The sequence below is a fragment of the Geomicrobium sp. JCM 19038 genome (assembly GCF_000698125.1).
Lineage (GTDB): Bacteria > Bacillota > Bacilli > Bacillales > Marinococcaceae > Geomicrobium_A.
This window is the reverse complement of record NZ_BAXA01000002.1, coordinates 392,311-408,902: the sequence shown is the minus strand read 5'-3', so window position 1 is coordinate 408,902 and position 16,592 is coordinate 392,311. Positions and strand designations below refer to the sequence as shown.

16 protein-coding genes and 1 pseudogene are annotated in these 16,592 nt (G+C 41.2%); 4 read left to right on the top strand and 13 right to left on the bottom strand.

The window, feature by feature from the left end; genetic code table 11:
- Nucleotides 1-38 precede the first annotated feature (38 nt).
- The 3 genes from JCM19038_RS04790 to JCM19038_RS04780 all read right to left on the bottom strand — a co-directional run bounded on the left by JCM19038_RS04790 (nucleotide 39) and on the right by JCM19038_RS04780 (nucleotide 3,659).
- Complete coding sequence (locus tag JCM19038_RS04790; protein ID WP_042415094.1) at nucleotides 39-1,097, bottom strand: hemolysin family protein; 1,059 nt, start codon at nucleotides 1,095-1,097, stop codon at nucleotides 39-41.
- 62 nt (nucleotides 1,098-1,159) lie between these two features.
- Entirely contained in the window at nucleotides 1,160-2,476 is a 1,317-nt protein-coding gene (locus JCM19038_RS04785) for a hemolysin family protein (protein WP_042415091.1), read from the bottom strand.
- A 592-nt stretch (nucleotides 2,477-3,068) separates the two neighbouring features.
- A complete protein-coding gene (locus tag JCM19038_RS04780) occupies nucleotides 3,069-3,659 on the bottom strand; it encodes a TetR/AcrR family transcriptional regulator (protein WP_042415088.1) in 591 nt (196 codons plus the stop codon).
- A gap of 89 nt (nucleotides 3,660-3,748) precedes the next feature.
- Between JCM19038_RS04780 and JCM19038_RS04775 the strand changes: the two genes are divergently transcribed.
- Nucleotides 3,749-4,216, top strand: a complete 468-nt coding sequence (locus tag JCM19038_RS04775; protein ID WP_042415086.1) for a small multi-drug export protein — start codon at nucleotides 3,749-3,751, stop codon at nucleotides 4,214-4,216.
- Nucleotides 4,217-4,221: 5 nt separating this feature from the next.
- Here the strand turns inward: JCM19038_RS04775 and JCM19038_RS04770 are convergent, their stop codons facing one another.
- Both JCM19038_RS04770 and rpoN read right to left on the bottom strand, forming a co-directional pair.
- Nucleotides 4,222-4,602, bottom strand: coding sequence for a hypothetical protein (locus JCM19038_RS04770; protein ID WP_042415083.1), 381 nt, complete (start codon nucleotides 4,600-4,602; stop codon nucleotides 4,222-4,224).
- A gap of 49 nt (nucleotides 4,603-4,651) precedes the next feature.
- Nucleotides 4,652-5,976, bottom strand: a pseudogene (rpoN, locus tag JCM19038_RS04765) (RNA polymerase factor sigma-54).
- Between the two features lie 231 nt (nucleotides 5,977-6,207).
- Between rpoN and clpP the strand changes: the two are divergent.
- Nucleotides 6,208-6,804 (top strand): ATP-dependent Clp endopeptidase proteolytic subunit ClpP, encoded by a 597-nt coding sequence (gene clpP, locus JCM19038_RS04760; RefSeq protein WP_042358286.1) that lies wholly within the window; start codon nucleotides 6,208-6,210, stop codon nucleotides 6,802-6,804.
- A 98-nt stretch (nucleotides 6,805-6,902) separates the two neighbouring features.
- On the opposite strand, the gene JCM19038_RS25330 is transcribed toward clpP, so the two are convergent.
- Nucleotides 6,903-6,992, bottom strand: a complete 90-nt coding sequence (locus JCM19038_RS25330; protein ID WP_373902420.1) for a hypothetical protein — start codon at nucleotides 6,990-6,992, stop codon at nucleotides 6,903-6,905.
- Nucleotides 6,993-8,025: 1,033 nt separating this feature from the next.
- On the opposite strand from JCM19038_RS25330, the gene JCM19038_RS22615 reads away from it, so the two are divergent.
- Nucleotides 8,026-8,187, top strand: coding sequence for a hypothetical protein (locus JCM19038_RS22615; protein ID WP_193745038.1), 162 nt, complete (start codon nucleotides 8,026-8,028; stop codon nucleotides 8,185-8,187).
- A gap of 295 nt (nucleotides 8,188-8,482) precedes the next feature.
- Complete coding sequence (locus tag JCM19038_RS24680; RefSeq protein WP_052361082.1) at nucleotides 8,483-10,813, top strand: S8 family serine peptidase; 2,331 nt, start codon at nucleotides 8,483-8,485, stop codon at nucleotides 10,811-10,813.
- A gap of 175 nt (nucleotides 10,814-10,988) precedes the next feature.
- Here the strand turns inward: JCM19038_RS24680 and JCM19038_RS04750 are convergent, their stop codons facing one another.
- The 7 genes from JCM19038_RS04750 to JCM19038_RS04720 all read right to left on the bottom strand — a co-directional run bounded on the left by JCM19038_RS04750 (nucleotide 10,989) and on the right by JCM19038_RS04720 (nucleotide 16,450).
- Complete coding sequence (locus tag JCM19038_RS04750; protein WP_042415081.1) at nucleotides 10,989-11,240, bottom strand: HPr family phosphocarrier protein; 252 nt, start codon at nucleotides 11,238-11,240, stop codon at nucleotides 10,989-10,991.
- Between the two features lie 24 nt (nucleotides 11,241-11,264).
- Nucleotides 11,265-12,227 (bottom strand): DNA-binding protein WhiA, encoded by a 963-nt coding sequence (gene whiA, locus JCM19038_RS04745; RefSeq protein WP_042415080.1) that lies wholly within the window; start codon nucleotides 12,225-12,227, stop codon nucleotides 11,265-11,267.
- 18 nt (nucleotides 12,228-12,245) lie between these two features.
- Nucleotides 12,246-13,190 carry a YvcK family protein gene (yvcK, locus tag JCM19038_RS04740; RefSeq protein WP_042415077.1) on the bottom strand — a complete coding sequence of 315 codons (945 nt, stop codon included), beginning with the start codon at nucleotides 13,188-13,190 and terminating at the stop codon, nucleotides 12,246-12,248.
- Nucleotides 13,190-14,062, bottom strand: coding sequence for an RNase adapter RapZ (gene rapZ, locus JCM19038_RS04735; protein WP_255343339.1), 873 nt, complete (start codon nucleotides 14,060-14,062; stop codon nucleotides 13,190-13,192). The genes yvcK and rapZ overlap by 1 nt, the downstream gene beginning before the upstream one ends.
- Before the next feature lie 231 nt (nucleotides 14,063-14,293).
- A complete protein-coding gene (gene trxB / locus JCM19038_RS04730) occupies nucleotides 14,294-15,256 on the bottom strand; it encodes a thioredoxin-disulfide reductase (RefSeq protein ID WP_042358282.1) in 963 nt (320 codons plus the stop codon).
- 95 nt (nucleotides 15,257-15,351) lie between these two features.
- Nucleotides 15,352-16,233, bottom strand: a complete 882-nt coding sequence (locus tag JCM19038_RS04725) for a tetratricopeptide repeat protein (protein ID WP_042415074.1) — start codon at nucleotides 16,231-16,233, stop codon at nucleotides 15,352-15,354.
- Nucleotides 16,220-16,450: a M48 family metallopeptidase gene (locus JCM19038_RS04720; RefSeq protein ID WP_042415073.1), complete on the bottom strand. Its 231-nt coding sequence runs from the start codon at nucleotides 16,448-16,450 to the stop codon at nucleotides 16,220-16,222. The genes JCM19038_RS04725 and JCM19038_RS04720 overlap by 14 nt, the downstream gene beginning before the upstream one ends.
- Nucleotides 16,451-16,592: the final 142 nt, after the last annotated feature.

Genomic DNA, 16,592 nt, shown 5'->3' with positions numbered 1-16,592 from the left:
TTTAAAGGGTGCGTTTCTTTGTTTGATTGTACTCTTTATTACGTTACAAGACCTGCATGATCATCGTATTCATCACGCATTTCACCGACAATTTCAGTAAGAATGTCATCCATCGTTGCAAGTCCAATCATCTTACCTTGAGAATCCGTCACGACGACAATGTGCGTTCGAGCTTTCTTCATCTTCAAGAACACTTCTTGAATCGCCATTGAAGCTTTCACATGTGGAATCTCATGAAGGAATTGTTGAACTCCACCGTTACGACCTGCAGCAATGCTCGTTAGCATTTCTTTTGTATTCAAGAAACCAAGTAGCTTGTCATTCTCATTATCCATAACTGGATAACGTGTGTATCCATGATCTTCAACGGTTTGAAGAATTTCATCGATCTTCATTCCGACCTTTAACGTGATCATTCGTTCTTTTGGAACCATAATTTCATTCATCGTTCGTCCATCAAATGAAAAGAAATTCTCTAAATAAGCTAGTTCTGTTTGATTGATTTGACCACTTTTATAACTGTCTGAAACGATTAACCTTAATTCTTCTTCGCTATACGCTATTTCATGTCCAGCTGGTTTTACACCAAACCATCCGAGAATCCGCCTTGCTGAACCATTTAAAATGCGAATAAAAGGTCCCATAATGACACCGAACCAATACAGTGGTGGCGCAAGTAATAACGTCATTTTCTCAGGGAATTGAATCGCTAATGTCTTAGGTGCGAGCTCTCCAATAACTACATGGAGAAACGTTACTAACGCTAGTGCGATTGCATAAGAAAGAACGGTCGCCATCGCATCCGATACACTATAGTAATCAAACACGGGACGAAGCATTCTCTGAACCGTAGGTTCACCGAGTGCACCTAACACTAAGGCTGTAATGGTAATTCCTAACTGACAGGCCGACAAGTAATAATCAAGGTTATGAGCAACCTTTTTTGCTAGGATCGCTTTTTTATTACCTTCTGCAATGAGTTGGTCAATTCTTGACATGCGGACTTTAAGAATGGCGAACTCGCCACCTACAAAAACACCAGTTAAGAGAATAAACAAGGCTACGAAAAATAAATTAACGAGAATAAATAGATCCAATTATTCCCTCTCAATAGGAGAGGGACTCACCTCCACAGTTTTTAGTATGCTTTTTGTTAAAGTTATGTCGCTGATGCGTGTTGTTTGAATTTCACTTTTTTTATCTGGTAATGATCGGCTTCAACTACAGACCATCGGTGTTCATCCATTTTCACTTCGACTTTTTGGACTGATTCATCATTTTCTTGGGTCATGTACTGAATCCATCCACCAATGGTGTCGATATGCTCTCGGTTATCAAATTCCAGTCCGAACTGCTCTTCTAGATCATCAAGTAAGACACGACCGTTGATGAAGTAAACATCTTTTTCTACTTTTTCAATGTCGCTCTCTTCATCTTCATCGAACTCATCTCGTATTTCACCGACTAACTCCTCGATGACTTCTTCCATCGTAACGATTCCTGAAGTTCCGCCGTATTCATCAATAATAATCGCCATCTGAACTTTGTCTTGTTGCATCTTAACCATGACATCTTGGATGCTCGTCGGTTCTAGAATAAACGGGAGATCGCGCATGTACAATTTAATGTCTATATCTCTTCCCGCAACGATGTCTTGTAGCATTTTCTTTGCATTAACAACACCGATAATCTTATCCTTATCACCATCACAAACCACTGGGTATCTCGTAAAATTGTGTTCATCAAAAATGGCGATGAGCTCTGCATTCGTCATGCCTTCTTGAATCGTCACAATTTCAGTTCGAGGGACCATAATATCTTTTGCAACGTGTTCATCAAACGAGAATACATTCTCCATATATTGAAGCTCTTCTTTATCAATGGTTCCGCCTTGGTAGCTTTGCGTCATAATAATTTTTAATTCTTCTTCCGTATACGCTTGGTCGTGTCCGATTGGTTTGACACCAAACGTTCGAAGCAACAAACGTGAAGCGCCATTAAGTGTGACGATAAAAGGAAACATCACTTTACCGAACCAGTAAAGAGAACCTGACAACATTAACGTCATCTTCTCAGAAAACTGAATGGCTAACGTTTTTGGTGCCATTTCACCAATGACAACGTGTAAATACGTTACAAGAAGAAACGCAACCGCGTAAGAAATGACCGATGACATTGAAGGTGATACATTAAAATAATCAAACACCGGATACATAAGACTGCTGACAGCTGGTTTCCCTAATGCTCCAAGCCCTAATGCTGTCACCGTAATCCCAAGCTGACAAGCAGATAAATAATAATCTAGATTTTGAGTTATTTTTTTGGCGACAACTGCCTTTTTATTGCCTTCTGCAATTAATTGTTCAATTCTTGAACTTCGAATCTTTACAACTGCAAATTCCGAAGCTACAAAGAACGCAGTTAACGCCAAGAAAACCACAATTAGAATAAGATTAATTATTGTACTTAAATCCAATTATTTCCCTCAGTGAGAGGGATTCACCTCCGTGTATTTTGAAAAGACATTTATTTTTGAATTATTTGTTTTATTATTCTTTTTTAACATAAATGGTTTTACATCTATCATCTATTTTACTTCTTTTCGCGTGTTTCTATTCAAACCGGTAAATCGCTTATACGTTCATTTAGGTTCGATCGGTTCAGAATTCTTCGAGAGGCACACGCAATCGCTCCAACAAAATGAAAATCTCAAACTCAATCCATTTGTAAGCTCTAACACCTTCCCAAAGTCAATCACCCCGATCTTTCCATATCATTGTCATTCGTTTTAAAAACACTCACTATTAATCGTATTCTATGCTGCTTCAACCCCCTACTTGCTGAGGGTTAAGAAGATTATATCAAAATCGCTCTAAACGTAAAGAGTAAAAATGAGCATCACACAATTAATTTACAGAAATTTAATAAAACAAACTTTTTTTGTTCACAATTCACTCTTACTGCCTTCATGCGTAGGCACTTATAAGATAAAACAAAAACAGCACAACCGCTGAGGCCACGCCCACTGAAGGCGAAGCCACAAAAGCCATTTTTTAAGAAAGTTGTCTCTATCGACAAATATGAGCTAAATAGTGACGTACGTACGTCTCAATTTCCGTTTGGCTAAAGCCTTTTAGCTTAGAAATTGCATTTAAAATAAGTCCATCCGTGTAAATCTCTAATTTTTTTATTTCTAAATCTAAGTCTAACCCTTCCTTCAAACAATTCCCATCCTGCAATTGAACAAAAACTGTTTCTAGAAATTCACGGTAAATCGTTGTAAACCGCTGATATAATTCTTTATTCTCCTCTTGCTCCATCACGGCAAATTGAATCCAGATTGCATTTTCCATTCGCTGCTCTTGATCGCCTACTTGAATGTATTGAACAATCATCTGAACGGCATAGTCAAATGCAGACGTCCCTTTAGGTTCAACTTCGCTCATCCGTTGCTGTGTTCGTTGAAACAACGTTTCCATAGTAAACCAATATAAATCACTTTGCTTTGGAAAATAGTATTGGATGGAACCAAGTGACAACCCGACTTCTTTAGCAATATCTCGAAGTGTCGTTGCCTCAGCCCCTTTCTGTTCAATGAGTTTCATAGCCGCTTTTGCTATGATTTGCTTTCTTTTTTGATGGTCCACTCGTTTTGGCATGCTGCATCCAACTTTCTTGCCTTTTCATAAATTCTTACGTTATACTTTTTATTAAGTCAATTGACTTAATAAAAGGGAGGTTATCGCTCATGTTTAACGATCTCTCACACTACTTCTTCATTTTTATCGCTAGTCTGATTCCGTTTATGGAAGTCATGATTGCGATTCCAACAGGCATTGTACTTTTTAACTTACACCCCGTCACGACAACCTTCGTTGCGACTGTCGGAAATATTATGAGCATTGTCGTTTTTGTTTTTTTGGGGAACAGCATTCGTAAATTCTCTCGGAGACTTAAGCGACGCTCTACAAGAATCAAAAAACAACCAAATCCTAAATTCGAACATTTTTATACGAAATATGGTGTAGCAGGTCTCTCGCTCTTAGGTACCTTCCTTCTTAGCAGTCAATTGACCGCTACAGCTATTGTCTCGTTTGAAGACTCTAAAGGCAAGGCAACCTTATGGGTTAGTATTGCTGTCGTCATCCTTGCCATTGTAATGATGCTTTTATCAATCTTTGCTGCCGAGTGGCTAAGCAATCTCTTAAACTTATGACTTCACTAGTCTTCAGGGTTCATTGTGCGATGACGCTTCACTCGTCGCCATTGAAATAGAAGGTCACCGAAAGAAACAATGACTATAAACCAAAAAATCTCATGATAAGGTGTAATCCCAAGCTCTGATTCCCCACCTAATGCAGTTAATGCAAACACCATAACAACGAGGTACGTGGTGAGAAACAACTGCGTTTTAAAACGATAAAGTGGGTCCCGCGAATCAATCGCTTTCGTTATAAACATGACAATATAAATCACAATAATAACGACGAATAGAAATGAAACCGGTAAGGCACCCACTACAGGAAATTCTGGGAAGAAATCACTAATCAACAAAATCGAAAAAGCTAAAACTAACAAACTATGTAGAGCGATATTTTTCATCATCATAATCCTTTCCAATTGAAAAGGTCGGTGTAAAAAACACCGACCTTTAAGCGAAACGTTTTCTTTTAGAAGATGCAGGAATCTTTAATTCATCTCGATACTTTGCGACTGCACGACGAGAAACTTTAATCCCTTGTTCACTTTGAAATCGATCGGTAATCTTCTGATCGGATAAAGGCTTGCATTTATCTTCTTCCTCAATCCACTCACGAATCGACTGCTTTAGTACGGTCGCAGAAGTATCTTCCCCAACTGCACGCTGCAAACCTTTACTAAAGAAGGCTTTTAGCTCAAAGCATCCCCGCGGGTTTGGATGTACTTCGACGTCGTCGTTCTTGAAACTGTTGACTCGTGTACACCTGCCATCTCTGCAATATGCCTCAGCGTCATCGGTCGCAAATTACCCGTATCAAAAAATTGCTGTTGATAGTCAACAATAGCTTCTGTTACAAGACGAACGGTTTGTTGTCTTTGATCGATGCTTTTTAACAGCCAAACAAGCTGTTTGTACTTTTGGTGGGCATAGTCAAAAGCTTCCTTGTTTTCGGTATTCTTTTGTTCTAATAAATTCCGATACTGTCGGTTCAATCGAATTCTCGGTAGCGATTCATCATTTAATTGCACCCGCCATTGGTCGTCTTCACGCACGACATACACATCTGGGGTGATAAAACGTGGCTGCTCGCCACCCATTCCTTGTGTTGGCCAAGGGTTAAATTGCTGAATGTAGTCGTGAACGTCTTGCAATTCTTTCATCGTCACTTGTAATTCTTCACTCAACGCTTTCCATTTCTTCTCTGCAAACGGTTGCAAATAAAATTCTACAATGGTTTCTGCAAGTTCAAACTCCTCAGGATGTTCACGCATTTGAATCAATAGTGACTCTGCTAAGCTTCTTGCACCGACTCCGATTGGCTCCATCCCTTGTAAATGAAAGAGCGCTTTATGAAATTGTGACTCTGTCATACTACCTTCATTCACTGCTTTATCAACATCAACTTGTAAATAGCCTTGTTCATTTAAGTTATAAATTAAATAAGTAATATGGTCATGAGTCGCTTTATCAATATTCAAATGTTGCAACTGTTCAAACAGAATGGTTGTCAAGTCCGTACGACTTTCTTTAATTTGTTCTAAGAACGATTCGGCACCGTTTTCTACTCCAGACTCATCACGATCTCTCCAAAGTACAGGAGCATCTGGTATAAATGGTGTTTCTTCAGACTCCAATACCTCAAGCAGCGGGTTCTCAAGGGCTTGATCCTCAATGTATTCCGATAATTCTAATGATGAGTACTGCAACAGTGAGATCGCCTGGCGCAATTGCTGCGTCATGACTAGCTTCATCGTCTGTTGTTGGAACAGGCCCATCTCCAGATTCATTACAATCTCCCCCTATAAGAATTGCCTATCGTAAATCATGCCTTCAAATTATGTCTAAAAGTTGAACTTTTTCTATATTATACGTTACATCACAAAATCATGCTAGATGGGTTTGAATAATTTGCAGATCGGAAATCATATAATGAGAGTATGCGTTTGATTTGACCTTTATTGACCTAAGAGGTAAGATAAATGCAGAACATATGAGGAGGTACGAAAATGAACTTAATCCCAACAGTTATTGAACAAACAAATCGCGGTGAACGTGCCTATGACATTTATTCCCGCTTATTGAAAGATCGCATTATTATGCTAGGATCTGGAATTGATGACAACGTAGCCAACTCCATCGTTGCACAGATGCTATTCTTACAAGCTGAAGACCCAGATAAAGATATCTCTCTTTATATTAACAGCCCAGGCGGTTCCATTACAGCAGGTATGGCAATTTATGACACGATGCAATACATTACTCCAAAAGTATCGACGATTTGCATCGGTATGGCAGCATCAATGGGAGCGTTCCTTCTCGCTGCTGGAGAAGAAGGACAACGTTTCGCGCTTCCGAACAGTGAAATTATGATTCACCAACCACTCGGCGGAACGCAAGGTCAAGCATCCGACATCGAGATTCACGCACGCCGAATTATTGAAATGCGTGGCAAGCTAAACCAAATTCTTTCTGAAAGAACCGGTCAACCACTTGAAGTGATTGAGCGAGACACAGATCGTGATAACTTTATGACAGCTGAAGCTGCCAAAACGTACGGTCTTGTTGATCAAATCTTTGAGAAAAACGGCCAACCTGGAAAATAATTGAAGATCATGATTTAACGGAGAAGATGAGTGAGTCTCATTTCCTCCGTTTTTTTATTTTGCCTTCGTTAGCAAGAAAATTGATAAATTCCTATGCCTCACGGCCCATTCCCAACAGGAATTGTAGCAATTACTTCACGTGTAGTAAGGTCAATGACGGAAATGGTATTGTCTAAGTTGTTACTCACGTAAGCGAGTCGATCAGTGGCATTGATCACAATTGCTCTCGGGAACGTCTCCACCTCAACATAATCAATAATTGTGTTTGTATTACCATCGATTACAGAACTGTACCGTTATTTAATGCGGTGTATACCGTATTCGTTGCAACATCTACAGCAGTTCTATACGGTGTAACATCCCCCTTGTTATCATTGCAATGACTTGGTTAGTCGTTAAATCGATCACCGATACATCCCGACTGCATGATTTGATACGTACGCTCGTCTTTGGGTTGGATTTTGCCCTACAAGTATTTGACCGATAATTGTTGAGCCGTCGATCACGTAAACAAAGTCAGCAAATGTATTCGTTGCACACACATATCCTGTAGCTGGTGGATCGCGTGCGATCTCATAAGGGTTGTTTACACTGGCATCGGTATTAATGAAACCAACTTGTTCGAAGGTGTTAGCATCTAAAACAGTTATTGAATGACCCTTCCATCTGCAACGTAGATCTTCCTACAAATTTCAAGCTCAGGTGGAATCGTTGGTGTTGAAACCGGCTGAACGTTACCAGGACCATTAATGAGGTTATTGTTGATGACAATGATCTTTTTTCAATCTCGACATGTTCAACCTCCTCTCATTATCATTAGCATATGTACTGGTTCTTAAGTTAGATGGCTATTCGTTGTCCTGAACCAACCATCTACAATGCAGACCCCTCTACTCTATACTCCATTTCTTTCAACGTTCATTTTCTTTACCATGATCAACATCCTCAAGTTCCCCAAGAAAAAATATCATTACGATGAAGTTGTGAAATGCTGAGCCACACTCCTTTACTCTATGAAAACCAAAAACTCCTCGATTTAAGACCCAGCTAATAGTTAGTTACTAAGTCACAAATCCATCTTTTTATGGAGGTCGAAATCACTGTATTCACTTACTCAGGAAGGCTTTTTGTTTCGTATATAGAAATAGTCGTTCAATAGAAGATTAAAGGGGGGTTATTCGTACTTACATTACGAGCTTTAACTGCAAAAAGGAGGACAAGATGATTAAATTCAAAACTTTCTCACTTTCTAGTATTTTCTTTTTATTGGCGTCTTCAGCACTACCTCAAGGAGCTAATGCTCAACAAGCAGAAGACTTTATGCAGGCACAGATTTTTGGGACCATGACTTTTCTTCTTCTTCCAATAAGACGGTTATTGTAGAGCTAGAAGAGTACTCCGAACTAGAAGCAAAACAACGAGGGGTACGTCAGTCGCGCTCTGTACTTACTGATGAACGAAGTAACGTCATCGATGACATTGAACTGAACGTAAGCTCAGTCGATGTGATTCAAGAGTATGGATACGTTTTTCAGGCTTTTCTATTGAACTACCTGAAAATGAGATTCCACAACTACTTACTATTGACGGAATAAAAGCGGTTTACCCTGACGTTGAATATGAAACAGGAACGGTCGGTGAGGAAATTCCGATTACAGAAGAGGAATTTAGTCCGCATATGCTCGATAGCGGTCCATTCATCGGGAATGAAGACGCATTTGACCTCGGGTTTACTGGAGATGGTGTAACTGTCGCTGTAATTGATACAGGTGTTGATTACACACACCCTGACCTTGCAAGCTCCTTTGGTTCTTACAAAGGCTATGACTTTGTTGATAACGACGAAGACCCGCAAGAAACACCTCCAGGAGACCCTCGAGGTAATCAAACGAACCACGGTACGCACGTAGCAGGTACAGTCGCAGGTAACGGACTCGTTACGGGGATAGCTCCTGATGCAGATCTTTTGGCCTACCGTGTATTAGGTCCTGGTGGATCTGGTACGACAGCAAACGTTATTGCGGGGATTGAACGAGCCGTTCTTGATGGCGCAGATATTATGAACTTATCACTCGGAAACACCTTGAATGACCCTGACTTCGCAACGAGCATTGCCTTAGATCAAGCAATGGCTGACGGTGTTGTTGCAGTCACATCTAACGGGAATTCAGGTCCTAACAACTGGACGGTTGGATCACCAGGAACGTCACGAGATGCCATTTCTGTCGGTGCAACTCAGCTTCCATTCCCAGAATACTCCGCAGCATTATCGAGTGGAAGTGCAAGCTTTGATTCCGCAGAAGTGATGGGCTTCCCGAGCGAGTTAGAACTTCTTCGCTTAAATGAAGGAGACTTTGAAGTCGTTGATGCAGGAATTGGTGCTCCAGAAGATTTCGAAGACATCGATGTTGAAGGCAAAATTGCGCTAATGGTCCGTGGTGACCTGCCATTTGTTGAGAAAGCGGATAACGCTGAAGCAGCAGGTGCTACTGGAGCAATTATTTTCAATAATGTTGCCGGGGAACAACCAGACGTACCAGGTCTTTCTGTTCCAACGATTAAGCTTTCACTAGAAGATGGTCAACAACTTCAATCTCAAATCGCTCAAGGAAACAATACCGTTTCTTTTGACCTTGATTTTGAGCGAGAAGTAGGCGAAACAGTCGCTGACTTCTCTTCAAGAGGTCCGGTTATGAACACTTGGATGATTAAACCAGATGTTTCTGCACCTGGTGTAGCGATCGTGAGTACTGTTCCAACACACGACTCTTCGAACCCACATGGGTATTCATCAATGCAAGGAACAAGCATGGCGTCACCGCATGTTGCCGGTGCTGCTGCACTCCTTCTAGAAGCTGATCCAAATGCATCTGTTGATCATGTGCGTTCTGCACTTATGAACACAGCTGAATCACTTTATGATGCAGACGGAAATGCTTATCCATTTAACACACAAGGAACAGGTAGCATTCGTCTCGTAGAAGCATTAACCGTCGATTCAACTGTTTCACCTGGTAGCCACTCATTCGGTATTTTCACAGAAGAAGATGGCATCCAAACGAAGCGCAGTTCATTTACGATCAATAACGTTTCTGATCAACGACAAGCTTATGGCTTTAATATTGAGTTCCACGGAAATCCAAGTGGAATTACTGCGATGTCAAGCAGCGATATCGCCCTTCAACCGGGAGATTCTGGTGAAGTACGCCTTAATATTCAGGTAAATCCTGATCTACTTGAACAAGATTACTATGAAGGTACGATTACCGTACAAAGTTTAACTGATACGATTGAAGTACCGACAATTCTTTTCGTCGGAGAGCCTGATTATCCACGAATTACGAGTCTTAATGTGCTTGAGACTGACGAAATTAATGAGTTCGATGTAGTGGCGAATGTCCCTCGAGGAGCTGAGGAACTCGGATTTTGGGTCTATGATGCTGAGACAGGCGAATATTTAGGTCTTGCAAATACGTACTCCGACGTAACTGGTGGAACGTTTGAAACGAACTACGACGCTACACTTAATGGCAATCCACTTGATGAAGGTGAATACGTCATGATTGGTTATGCGACGTACCTCGAACAAACAAACACTGCACAAAGTGATATCTTTGAAGTTCTCGCTCACGACGAAGAAGCAACTGAACCTGCACCAGAACCTGAACCTGAAACCCCACCACTGTGTGAACACGAAGCTTGGTCTAGCTCGAACGTTTACACTGGTGGAGATCGCGTTGAACACAATGGCAAATTCTATGAAGCAAAATGGTGGACGCAAGGTGAGGACCCTGAACAATCCGGACAATGGGATGTTTGGAAAATCGCCTCTGATTGTACAGAACCTGATTTAGAAGACGGATACCCGGTTTGGACTCAAAGTGAAGTCTACGTCGGTGGCGATCGCGTCATGCATGAAGGTCAACTATTTGAAGCAAAATGGTGGACACAAGGAAACAACCCGAACGACTCAGGAGAATGGGACGTTTGGAAAGCTGTACAAGACTAACTACGATACTCCCTTCAACGTATTGCACGTATACGTCGAGGGGGGTTTTCTTTATGACTGAATTTGAATCTTGTGCGAATTTCTACATGACGTAAACACTAACAAGTACCAGTATTTAACTTCGATCATCGAAAGCATAAAAAAATAGCGTAACTCTTAGGAGCTACGCCGTTTTCTATTCTGTAACAAACGTTTCTAATGCATCTAATGCTTCTTCTGCATCGTTCCCGTCAGCTTTAATTGTAACACTTGTCCCTTTTCGAATCGCTAAGCTCATCACGCCCATAATACTTTTGGCGTTCACTTCTTGTCCGTTTTTCTCTAAAAATACGTTCGAGCCAAATCGATTTGCTTCTTGTACAAACAACGCCGCAGGGCGTGCTTGCAATCCCGTCTTTAAGGAAACAGTCACTTCGCGTTGATTCATTGCCAGTCTTCCTTTCTATAAACGTTATGTTTGCGGAATTTGGATCGGTTCATGATTGCGAATCTTCTCAGCGAGCTCGTCGATTTTACGTAGACGGTGGTTAACCCCTGATTTACTTACCTTTCCACTTGGAACCATTTCTCCCAGCTCTTTAAGGGTCACATCTTGATGTTGTACTCGAAGTTCAGCAATTTCACGGATTTTGTGAGGCAAACGCTCTAATCCTACTTCACGATCTAACAACTGAATGTTTTCAACTTGTCGTAGTGCTGCGCCGACAGTTTTGTTGAGGTTCGCTGTCTCACAGTTCACTAGTCGATTTACTGAGTTGCGCATATCCTTCATAATGCGAACGTCTTCGAAATAGAGTAACGCTTGATGAGCACCGATAATGTTAAGAAACTCGGTGATCTTTTCGCTTTCTTTGACATAGAGAATAAATCCTTTTTTACGTTCTAGTACTTTCGCTTGCAACTCAAACTCTGCCATCAGTTGTTGCAACGCTCGGTTATGCTCTTCATAAAGGGAGAATATCTCCAAATGATACGATGAAGTGTCCGGGTGATTGACTGATCCTCCCGCAAGAAACGCGCCCCGTAAGTATGCACGTTTGCAACATGATTCATTAACGAGTTCTTTTGAAATCGTACGTGTGAACGTAAATCCATCATTCATGATTTCTGTATCTGCCAATATCTCTTTCACTTGTTCATATAGGCGAACAATATAGACGTTGTTTTTCTTTAGTCTCATCTTTTTGCGAACAACTAGTTCCGCTTTCATATTGCGATATGATCTCTTTAATAGCGTATAAATTCTTCTAGCAATCGCAGCATTCTCTGTAGAAATGTCTAAAGATAAACGTCCATTGCTAAATGAAAGGGAGCCGTTCATTCTTATGAGCGCAGCCAACTCTGCCTTTTCACAGCAATGCTCTGTATCGATTTGCGTCAGTTCTTTCTTTGTCATTGCGGCAAAAGAAGACATAGGCGCTCACCACCTTTTTTATATTGATAATATTACTTCGGAGATTTTTTTTGCATGATGACGGATATGTTCACCATCATCAATAAGAATAAAATCATCTCGAATGACTTGTAACTTAAGTTGAAGTAGTGCTTCTTCATCACACGCTACAGCCTCTGCATGCTCATCTAAATAACGCATGGCCACCTTATTCGGAATCGGGGCATCGTTAACAATCACATAATCAAAGAGCGCTGTTCCCACGTGTTGATGAATCGCCATTACATGTTCTGAAGCACTGTAACGTTCTGTTTCTCCAAACTGAGTCATCACATTACAAATGTACATTTTCTTTGCACTTGATTGCATGATCGCTTCTGAGATTTCAGGGACGAGTAAATTAGGAAGAACACTCGTAAACAAGCTGCCAGGACCGATGACAATCTTATCTGCTTCATGAATTGCTTTTAGCGTCTCAGGAAGTGCCTTTGGGTTTTTAGGCTCGATCCAAACATTTGCGATCGGCTTGTTGGCTTTTGGGATGTTGGATTCACCGTGAATCGTTGTACCATCAGTAAGTGTCGCAGAAAGCTCTAAACTGTCATTTGATGCAGGCAACACCTTCCCGCGAACATTCAGTACACGACTTAACTCGGTAATTCCTTGCGCAAAATCACCCGTAATTGATGTCATTCCTGCAAGTAGCAAATTACCTAGTGAATGACCACTAAGTCCTTCGCCGTTTTTAAAGCGGTGTTGGAACAGCTGTTCAATTAAAGGCTCTACTTCCGCAAGCGCGACCAATACATTTCGTACGTCACCAGGCGGGGGCACGTTCAGTTCTTTTCGTAACCTCCCTGAACTTCCGCCATCATCAGCTACCGTTACGATCGCGGAGATTTCGACATCAAACGTTTTCAAACCTCTTAACAGTACTGCTAGGCCTGTGCCGCCTCCGATCACGACCACCTTTTGCGGGGCCACTATCGTTCTTCTCCCCCTACTTTACGATCGCGGTGACTTCGGTGAACGTTGTATTCTTGTTCATATAGGTTCGCAAAATGTTCCACTAACGTTACAGATCGATGTTGTCCACCTGTACAACCAATGGCAACAATAAGCTGCGTTTTACCTTCTTGTTTGTATAATGGGAGCATAAACGTAAGCAAATCTTGAAGTTTTGTAATAAAGTTCTTCGTATCGTCCCATTTCAATACGTAATCAGATACGTCTTTATCGAGGCCTGTCATTGGACGAAGTCGATCAATGTAATGTGGGTTCGGTAAGAAGCGTACGTCAAACACTAAATCTGCATCAATAGGTACACCGTGTTTAAATCCAAAGCTCATAAAATGAACGGTAAATGGCTGTTCTTCCGGTGATGAAAACAAGCGATTAATTTCTTCACGGAGTTGCTTTGGCTTTAAGTTCGTAGTATCAATTCTGTGTCTTGCCCGCCCTTTGATTTCTTCGAGAATCTTACGTTCCTTTTCGATTCCTTCAAGCAATGAACCGTCCGGCGCTAGAGGATGGGAACGCCTCGTCTCTTTATAACGGGAAACGAGCTTCTCATTGTCTGCATCAAGAAAAAGAATATGCGTGTGTAAATTTGCCGTATCTCCTAGCAAGCTCACAGCTGAAAATACTTGTTCAAAAAACTCTCGTCCACGTAAGTCCATGACGAGTGCCACTCGATTCATTGAACCCGCTTCAATGAGATCTAATAACTTAGGGATTAATGCTGGAGGTAAGTTATCGATACAAAAATAGCCTAAATCCTCTAGGCTTTGAACCGTTACTGTTTTGCCTGCACCTGACATGCCCGTAATGACGACAATTTGAATATCTTCCTTCACAAGATCTCCCCCTATACTGCCACGATCCTTTAACTCTCCCTCTAGTATACATGACAATAACCTTTATGCCCAAAAAAGGCGCAAGGCGATTTCGCCTTGCGCATCAACATATATAAAAGGGGGGTCAATTAACTAACCCCATCATAGCGCATGAGTATTGCATCGTGATTACAAATCAGTTAAAAGCGAATAACGAAATTATAAAGATTGGGTAACGACCTAGGCGATTGGTCACGAACCTTTACCAGCTTCAACTTGATTCAACAATTCTTCTACATAATGTTGTGCATTTTGGGCTGCTAAACTGCCGTCTCCAGTCGCTGTAACGATTTGACGAAGGGACTTCTCACGAATGTCTCCTGCTGCGTAAATACCTGCCACAGCCGTCTCCATCTCTTCGTTCGTTTCGATGTAACCATCTTCGTTCGTAATCCCAAGATCTTTGACCGCATCATTGAGCGGGAGCATCCCGATGTATATAAATACACCTTCCGTTTCGTGCTCATACTCTTCACCAGTTTCAACATCAGAAAGTGTCACGCTTTTCACTTTCCCATTTTCACCGTTTACTTCCTTAACAATCGTATTCCATTTAAAATCAATCTTGTCGTTTACAAATGCACGTTGTTGCAAAATCTTTTGTGCTCTTAGCTGGTCACGACGATGAACGATTGTTACCTTATTAGCAAAACGCGTCAAGTAAACCGCTTCTTCAACCGCAGAATCTCCTCCACCGACGACGATGATCTCACGCTCACGGAAGAACGCGCCATCACAAACGGCACAGTAGGAGACACCACGACCACCAAGTTCTTTTTCACCAGGAATTCCTAATGCTTTGTACTCCGCACCTGTGGAAACAATCACTGCACGCGCTTTGTACGTCTTACTTCCAGCATGAATCGTCTTGTATTCTTTACCATCTTCGATGGATTTAATGTCTCCGTATGCGTATTCAGCACCGAATTTCTTTGCGTGATCAAACATTTTATTAGAAAGATCCGGACCTAGTATATGGTCATATCCTGGGTAGTTCTCCACGTCTTCAGTGTTTGCCATCTGCCCACCTGGAATTCCTCGTTCTATCATCAATGTCGACATTTCAGCTCTAGACGTGTAAACAGCCGCAGTCATCCCTGCAGGTCCAGCACCAATAATAATGACATCATAGATTTTTTCTATATCCCCTGTCATCCTGCCCACTCCTTTTTCAGTATTCTTTGCGATCTAGTATTTATTATCCTGATATGAGTATATGGGATCTTAGACCTTGTCGTCCATTGATCTGCTTAATCAAGACCGAACGCTAAATCTTGAACCGTTTCACACCGTACTTCTTCATTCGATAACGAACGTTCTTCCCAAGTTTCTAACAACAGCCTGGCTTTTTCATGCCCTGTACGCCTTGCCATTGACCAGAATTTTTTCGTTTTTGCATCGTGACCACAATGAAATGCTGCAACTCCGAATCGGTAGAAGAAAACACCTTTTTCTTGATACGAATGCTTATGCAAATATTGAAATGCATGGAGTGCAGCCTCGTATTCACCGAGTCGGCAAAGTGTGGCTGCTACTTTGTACATGTGGTTTTTATCAATTGGCATCACATCGATTAATTTTTCTTTCCAATAATGAAGTTCTTGGTCGTGCCCAGCGTGATCAAGCAGTAATGCAATTTGACATATTGCTGGAACGTAAGCTTCAACTTGTAAGAGTTCATCAAGAAAATAAATGGCTTCTTCAGTACGCCCGAGAAGGTGTAATACGCGAGCAAGCTGACTGTAAGCCGCATAATAACTCGGGTTTTCAAAGATCAATTCTCGCAGTTGTTCTTCTGCTTTGAGATAGTTTTGATCTTTAATAAATTGGTGCACTTCTTCAAAACGTAAAATAAACTCATCCGACATTGGAGCATCTAACGATTCATCATCGGAAAAATCATCGCTACCGATGTCTTCAAGATTCAACAGTTGCAATAACTCATCTGTGTCTTCGCGGAAGTCTCCGTCAGGCATAAGTTGGATATATTTATTCGCAGCGTCTCTTGCGCGATCAAATAAGCCTAAATAGGCATAATTATTAGCGAGAAAGTAATAACAGTCATAGAGCTTGTAATCGATATGTTCAATCACATGTAGTAAAATTTCATTAGAGCGTTCATATTGCCCCATATCCGATAAAACGGCTGCCAGCTGACAATGAAAAACCCCTTCTAGGACGCAAGTCAATGGCACGTTGCAAATAGCGAATCGATCGTTGCCAATCCTTCTTTTGATATGCAACGACTCCTTGTTTAAAGAAGTATTCTGGATTCTGTATAAAAGGGACAACTTGACCCATTGAACAAACCCTCACTCTCGGCTTCACATAAAAAATGTACTTTGTCAAGGAAGGCTCCTTAAAACAAAGCATAACGTTTTGATTATACCATAGATAAGGCGCTTTAAAAACCCTCTAAGCCTTTCCAAAAGTTTCTCTTTTGTGGCACTACATCATGAGTTTTTACGGTTTATTTTCCGTGATGCTACTT

Excerpts from the sequence above, each read along its gene's own strand:
- JCM19038_RS04780 (WP_042415088.1), bottom strand. The coding sequence starts at position 3,659 with ATGCCAAAACGAGTGGACCATCAAAAAAGAAAGCAAATCATAGCAAAA.
- JCM19038_RS04775 (WP_042415086.1), top strand. The coding sequence starts at position 3,749 with ATGTTTAACGATCTCTCACACTACTTCTTCATTTTTATCGCTAGTCTG.
- JCM19038_RS04770 (WP_042415083.1), bottom strand. The coding sequence starts at position 4,602 with ATGAAAAATATCGCTCTACATAGTTTGTTAGTTTTAGCTTTTTCGATT.
- clpP (WP_042358286.1), top strand. The coding sequence starts at position 6,208 with ATGAACTTAATCCCAACAGTTATTGAACAAACAAATCGCGGTGAACGT.
- JCM19038_RS22615 (WP_193745038.1), top strand. The coding sequence starts at position 8,026 with ATGATTAAATTCAAAACTTTCTCACTTTCTAGTATTTTCTTTTTATTG.
- JCM19038_RS24680 (WP_052361082.1), top strand. The coding sequence starts at position 8,483 with ATGCTCGATAGCGGTCCATTCATCGGGAATGAAGACGCATTTGACCTC.
- JCM19038_RS04750 (WP_042415081.1), bottom strand. The coding sequence starts at position 11,240 with ATGAATCAACGCGAAGTGACTGTTTCCTTAAAGACGGGATTGCAAGCA.
- whiA (WP_042415080.1), bottom strand. The coding sequence starts at position 12,227 with ATGTCTTCTTTTGCCGCAATGACAAAGAAAGAACTGACGCAAATCGAT.
- trxB (WP_042358282.1), bottom strand. The coding sequence starts at position 15,256 with ATGACAGGGGATATAGAAAAAATCTATGATGTCATTATTATTGGTGCT.
- JCM19038_RS04725 (WP_042415074.1), bottom strand. The coding sequence starts at position 16,233 with ATGGGGCAATATGAACGCTCTAATGAAATTTTACTACATGTGATTGAA.